Source organism: Clostridium sp. DSM 8431, assembly GCF_900116755.1.
Lineage (GTDB): Bacteria > Bacillota > Clostridia > Clostridiales > Clostridiaceae > Clostridium.
On record NZ_FPBY01000257.1, the window covers coordinates 1 to 3,152 of the forward strand.

1 protein-coding gene and 1 pseudogene are annotated in these 3,152 nt (G+C 27.5%); one reads left to right on the forward strand and one right to left on the reverse strand.

Annotated elements, in window-relative coordinates; all coding sequences use genetic code 11:
* Positions 1-268: 268 nt before the first annotated feature.
* Positions 269-1,945, reverse strand: a pseudogene (locus BM384_RS16370) (GH3 auxin-responsive promoter family protein).
* A 135-nt stretch (positions 1,946-2,080) separates the two neighbouring features.
* On the opposite strand from BM384_RS16370, the gene BM384_RS16375 reads away from it, so the two are divergent.
* Positions 2,081-2,899, forward strand: coding sequence for a Tim44 domain-containing protein (locus BM384_RS16375; protein ID WP_175537439.1), 819 nt, complete (start codon positions 2,081-2,083; stop codon positions 2,897-2,899).
* Positions 2,900-3,152: the final 253 nt, after the last annotated feature.

The following is a 3,152-nucleotide window of genomic DNA, read 5'->3' on the forward strand; positions in this document are numbered from 1 at the left end:
ATTAAAAATAGCTTAGGATTCTGTTTGGTTACTTGACTGTAAAATTTTTCAAGTAAAAATGCACTATCATAGTTAATAAATTAAGTATAACATAAAAAGCCCAAAAGATTGTTGAATAACAATCTTTTGGACTTAATTTTCCGAAGGGCACTTTTTCAGTGCCCTCGATATGTAGTAGTTTCTTTTGATATATGGCTTCAAGATGCTATGGCCATGTGCTTATAGCTATATGATAAATTACTATGAACTAGCGCTTTTTCATGCTAGTTCATAGTAATATTTTTTTGATTATATCAAGTATTTTTTTGTTATCAGTAATAACTCTAGGAATTTTTATCTGATTCTTAGAAATGCCTTTTTTCTGCAAAGATTCTTTTATTTTAAAAAATGTATTAGGTGATAAAGTTATTACTTTTAATGCTGAAAGCCTAGAGTTTTTTCTAAAACGGTTATATGCAAGATTGGATTTTTGAAGCTCTAAATCTAAAGTGGTTTCTAATTTTTTTAGTTGATTTTTTGGTAAGGATTTTTTAAACTCCATATAAAAAATATATTTTCCAGGAGAAGTAGAGTTGTCTGCTAGAGTTGTGTAATCTATTAATTCGGTATTACATTTTTTCATAGTATTTTTAATGGCGCTAGTTATATGGTCTTCAGTTGTTTTTTCAGCTGCCATATTTAAAATTTGATTTTTTCTATATAAGAATATAACTTCAGGGCAAGAATTAAAAAGGTTTACCACTTTCACAACATCACCTAATTTATACCTATATAATCCAGCAAAATTGGTTAAGACAATTTCATAGGATTTTCCTATCTTTAATTGGTCTATAGACAAAGTTTTTGGATTTGTTTTATTAAAGTCTTCACTATCAATAAATTCATAAAATACAGTGTCAGGAATTATTATATATTTTATTTCATCACAATGTTTATTTATTCCTAAGGTTCCTTCACTAGCAGAAAGACATGGAGAATAAATAGGTATATTATTTGTATAAAAATGAACTGCTTTATCATAAATAGAGAAAGAAGCTCCATCAACACAAGCTATATAGACAATATTAGGCCATATTCTTTCGCATATATTCTTAAAACCTTTATTAAATTCTTTTTCTAGTTCATCTGCTCTTGAAGCATTAGGAGATAAATAAGAATTTAATTTATCTCTTATATCTTTTTCTAAGTTTAACTTCTTGTTTATTTTCCCCTTTTTTATATCGTCAATAAGATATTTTGAGTTCTTTTCAAGCTCTCTTAAGAGATCTAATATATTAGAAATGAATACACCTGCAATATACATTAATTTTTTTTCTTTTAAAGCAAATAAGAGATGCAGATATAGAGAGGTTGATTTATCTTCTATATACATTATTTCTAAAGGAGAAGTGTATATATAGGGAATAAGATGTTTTATACCTTTCATGCCTCCGGATGTGGCAGAGCATATTGGAATATTTGAAGGGGTATAAGTTGTGGTTACCATATCTGAAATTAATAGTCCTTTTTCTGAGGACCACTTATCTTTTAAATTATTATAAGCAAATTTTTGAAGAAGAATTCCCATGTATTTAGAAGCTCTTAGTCTACTTTCTTTTGTTACAGGAATTAGTTTTTGTTTTCCTGTTGTTCCTGATGTATGGCAAAAGTATTCTATTTTATCACTAACCAATATATTATCTTTGCCATTAGACATTTTTTCTATATAGTCATTGTAGAAATCATATTGAGTTAAAGGAAAGGAATTTTAAAAATCATCTATAGATTTAATTTTTTTAAAATTATATTTTTGACCTATTTCAGTATTTTTATTCTTGTTTAGTATTTTAAATAGAATATTTGCATTTGTTGCTAAAGGATTTTTTGTTTGTTTTGTAAAATTTTTCTCTACAAAAAAACCAAGGCTTAAGAGAGTTTTGTACATTAGTTTATTTATAATTGTCATTAGTTTATCCTTGTAATTGGTTATAAATTATTATATGAATTTTAAAGATTAAATGATAAGAAAATCTTTAAAACTTAATAAAAATTGTATATAATTACAATAATATCTTGATGATAGATGAAAGAAGGAATAAAGATGAAAAAGAAAAAAGGGGCTTGTATTATAATTTTTCTTTTAATATGTTTAATGCAAATATCAACCTTAGCATTTGCAAGAGCTGGAGGTGGTGGAAGTAGTGGCGGAGGTGGTTCTTCAGGAGGATCAAGTGGTGGAGGAGGCTCTGCTACTAGTTCAAGTGGAGGAGGACATTATTATGGAGGAAGATATAGAGAGTCTAGTCCACTAGAACAAGCGGTGGGACTAATAGTATTCTCAGGTTTTACACTAGTAACATTCTCTATAGTTACAGGACAGAATATATTTTTAGGCATAAAAAACTCTGAAAAAAGAATAGAAAAAGGTATTAAAAGTAAAAAAATTATATATTATTTAAATAAAAAAGATCCTATGTACTCTAGAGAAGTATTAGATAGACGAGTTGAAGAAATTTACTTTGAACTGCAGAATGCATGGACAACCATGGAATATGGTGAAGTGCAGAAGTATATTAGTGAAGATTTATATAAAACTCATCAAGTTAAACTTGGATGGATGACCATGAAAGGGCAAAGAAATATATTAGAAAAGATAAAATTAATATCTGCAAAACCTGTTAGTGTTCAGCATTTTAGAGATTCTTCTAAAGATATTGTATGTTTTTATATAAAAGGTTCTATGGTTGATTATATTTTAGATGAGAATAGTAGAGAAGTAGTTTATGGATCTACAAGTAGTAAAAGGTTTAGTGAATACTGGCGTTTTATAAGATATGATAATGAATGGATTTTAGATAAAATATATCAGAATGATGAAGTTGATGTTGAAAGGGATCTGCCTATTTATTCTGAAGAATAGCAAAAGAAGGAATCTAGTGATTGATTCCTTCTTTTTAACGTTAACGCATAAGGAAAATATAAAATTTTTTTGATGTTAAGCACTGATTTTGACTGGCTTTCTCATATGTAAGATGTTCAATGCGTTAAAAATAAAAATATAGTGCCGCAAAAGAACCAAAAAGCAAAATAATTAAATTGTATTTTAATATGAAATTATTTTACTTTTAGAACCTTTTGCATGGCAAAACAAAGCTGCTTCCTGCGCTGAAAAG